The sequence below is a fragment of the Gemmatimonas sp. genome (genome assembly GCF_044345575.1).
In the GTDB taxonomy this organism is placed as follows: domain Bacteria; phylum Gemmatimonadota; class Gemmatimonadetes; order Gemmatimonadales; family Gemmatimonadaceae; genus Gemmatimonas.
Genome location: NZ_JBIJAW010000427.1, coordinates 1 through 2,586, shown reverse-complemented (window position 1 = coordinate 2,586; position 2,586 = coordinate 1). Strand labels below are relative to the sequence as shown.

Annotated in this window: 4 protein-coding genes; 1 reads left to right on the top strand and 3 read right to left on the bottom strand. The window is 65.0% G+C overall.

Annotated features, from left to right (window positions below; translation table 11 throughout):
* Nucleotides 1-240 precede the first annotated feature (240 nt).
* Nucleotides 241-1,038 carry a DUF547 domain-containing protein gene (locus tag ACIQ6O_RS16200; RefSeq protein WP_396208807.1) on the bottom strand — a complete coding sequence of 266 codons (798 nt, stop codon included), beginning with the start codon at nt 1,036-1,038 and terminating at the stop codon, nt 241-243.
* 12 nt (nt 1,039-1,050) lie between these two features.
* Here ACIQ6O_RS16200 and ACIQ6O_RS16195 point away from each other — a divergent pair, with 12 nt between their 5' ends.
* Nucleotides 1,051-1,344: a hypothetical protein gene (locus tag ACIQ6O_RS16195; RefSeq protein ID WP_396208806.1), complete on the top strand. Its 294-nt coding sequence runs from the start codon at nt 1,051-1,053 to the stop codon at nt 1,342-1,344.
* A gap of 26 nt (nt 1,345-1,370) precedes the next feature.
* Here the strand turns inward: ACIQ6O_RS16195 and ACIQ6O_RS16190 are convergent, their stop codons facing one another.
* Complete coding sequence (locus ACIQ6O_RS16190; protein ID WP_396208805.1) at nt 1,371-2,069, bottom strand: CAAX prenyl protease-related protein; 699 nt, start codon at nt 2,067-2,069, stop codon at nt 1,371-1,373.
* Between the two features lie 101 nt (nt 2,070-2,170).
* Nucleotides 2,171-2,464, bottom strand: a complete 294-nt coding sequence (locus ACIQ6O_RS16185) for a hypothetical protein (RefSeq protein WP_396208804.1) — start codon at nt 2,462-2,464, stop codon at nt 2,171-2,173.
* Between the last annotated feature and the right edge of the window lie 122 nt (nt 2,465-2,586).

Below are 2,586 nucleotides of genomic sequence, written 5' to 3'. Positions count from 1 at the left end.
GGAACAGCTGGAAGCGGTGGTGGTGCGCGCGAAAAGCACCGATGTGCAGGTGCAGTTGTGCGCGTTGCTGTGGATGCCGTACACCAAGGATGCGAACGGCATGGTGAGTAAGGCGTGGGGGTAGTGCGGTCGAACTGATCACTGACAACTATTACTACGAACTACAAACTCCTCGCCGACCGCGGGGAGTTTGTGGTTTGTAGTGTCAGTTGTCGGTCGTCAGTCCTCACGACCGCTACATCACGATTTGTCCCGGACATTCAACGACCAGTCATACTGGCGGTAGTTCAGCAGAGCGCGCCCCTCCTCGAGCCGCTTCCGCTGCGGCTCGGTGGGGCGGAAGGTGATGTACGGCGCCACGAAGAGAATCATCTCCTTGCGCGAACTGCCGAAGTCTCGCTCATAGGCCTCGAACAGACGATTGAGCCCCAGCACTCCATTGCGATACCACGTCTTGGTGGTGTCGCTCAGGAACCGCCGCGTCTGATCTTCGAGTTGCTCGCCCAGGCGTGCCCCCACGTACGCCTCGCTGCGCAGCGGCGGCGCGCTCTTCGACGCCGGGACGATGGCGAAATGCACGCGTGACTCGTGGAACTCCCGGCGGAGAATACGGTGCAGCACCTGATCGAGGGTGTACACCTGCCCACCGGCCTTCACGATCGGCTCGTTCCACGGCCCCTTCAGCTGCAGAAAGCCGAGCGTGCGATTGATGTTGCGGATGGACTGACGCTCGTGGTGCCGCACGATGAGCTGGATGGTGTACGCGTTGTACACGTTGATCCAGTAGGCGAGGCGTTCGTCCTCGCTGAGGGCGCTCACGTGGACGGTGTCGAGTGACGCGAGATAGCGCGGGAACTCGGGTGCCCGGGCGAACGCGTCGTAGTCCACGAGCCCGGCCCGCACATGCGTCTTCAGTAACCGGTCGAACGGGGCGTGCAGCGCCGTGTCACGCGGCGACTGCGCAGGAAGCGACGCCACACTGGCTGCCAGCAGCACTGCCGCCGACAGGCAGCGTACGAAACGTGTTGCGACCCGCATTATCGTTCACCCATGTCAACGGACTGGTTGCCTGGTATCTGGCGCCTCGTGCGCGCCGATGAACCGCTCGACTTCGCGCCCGGGGTACGGATGGAGTTCCGCCCCGGCGGCGTGCTGCACTACCACGTGGATGTGGGCGGCACCGATCAGGTGATCGAGCTCGTGTATCGCGTGGACGGGGACATGCTGCACACCGACAACCCCGCCGCGCCCCACTCCATGTCCGTACGCATGTCCCACGGCGAAGGTGACAGCCTGCTGTTCGACTTCGGAGGCCCGCGGGCCCTGTTCGTGCGCGAAGTCTAGCCGCCGCGGCACCCTCGGCCGCGGCGCTACATCCAGAAGGCGTACTGACGGGTGACCACCACGAACGCCGACAGCGCGGCATTCGTGACGGCGTGCACGAGGACCAGGTCACCGAGCGACTTGGTCTTGTACATGTACCAGTTGTAGATGAGACCACACATGAGCCCCACATCCCAGTAGGGGCCATGCTCGCTCGCGAAGAGCACGGCGGTGCCCACGAACGCCAGCGTGTTGTAGGTCCCCATCGGCACCCGCTCCCAGTCGTTGTTCACGACCCACCGCGGGAGAAAGCCGCGCCAGAACAGCTCCTCGAGCAGCGGCACCAGCAGCGCCGCGCGCGTGATGCGCAGCGACAGCACCAGCGGGTTCGACAGCCACTCGGCGGGGATACTGCTCACCGTCTCTCCAGTGACGGCATTCTGGAAGAGCCAGTGCGCGCGATATCCCGGCCACAGCTGCTCCGGCAGGATCCAGAGCGCGAACACCAGCAGGCCCACGAGGAGGCTGGGAATCCAGCGCGTCACCCGCAGCGAAAAGACGACCCGGCGTGACACCGTGAGCAGCACCGCGGCCAGCAGGCCCACGCGCAGCACCTCGTCCCACGGCTGCGCCAGATCGATGAAGGGCCAGACGGCCATCCACAGCATGAACGCGGCAAACGGCGCGATCCAGGGCAGAGCCGAGGATTGCGCCGTCGTCACGTCAGGCATGTCGGTAGCAGGCATGGCAACAAACTACATGCACGTACACCCGACGCACGATGTCATTTCACGCTCGCCGCGAAAAATTCCGCAATTCCCCCCACCGTATGAAGATCCGCACAGGATCAGGGGCCGTACACCACCGGCGCGGTGCCCTGTCGGATATCGCGGGCGCCAGCTGCGACGCCGGAGCCCACCGCGAAGGCGGCGGTCAGCGCGGTGCCGACTCCCACCACGGGGAGCAGCCCCACCACGGCGCTCCCGGCGAGGAACGCCGCGCCGCCTGCAGCCCACGGCGCGATGCTCTTCTGCACCGCGTCAACGTACCGGAGGCGATTCCGCACGAAGCGACGTGTGGAGCCATGCAGTACGATGGCCAGGACCGTGGCGATGGCGAACGAAAGCAGCAGGGAAATCATGGGTCCTCCGGTATTGCGATGAAGCCGCGGGATTCGAGCGACGGTTCGGTGTCGCGCGCGCGGGGCTGTTCCTCCTAACGACAAAACGGGACGGAGGTTTCAGCCCCGTCCCGTCGTGTCGA

Excerpts from the sequence above, each read along its gene's own strand:
- ACIQ6O_RS16185 (WP_396208804.1), bottom strand. The coding sequence starts at position 2,464 with ATGATTTCCCTGCTGCTTTCGTTCGCCATCGCCACGGTCCTGGCCATC.
- ACIQ6O_RS16200 (WP_396208807.1), bottom strand. The coding sequence starts at position 1,038 with ATGCGGGTCGCAACACGTTTCGTACGCTGCCTGTCGGCGGCAGTGCTG.
- ACIQ6O_RS16190 (WP_396208805.1), bottom strand. The coding sequence starts at position 2,069 with ATGCCTGCTACCGACATGCCTGACGTGACGACGGCGCAATCCTCGGCT.
- ACIQ6O_RS16195 (WP_396208806.1), top strand. The coding sequence starts at position 1,051 with ATGTCAACGGACTGGTTGCCTGGTATCTGGCGCCTCGTGCGCGCCGAT.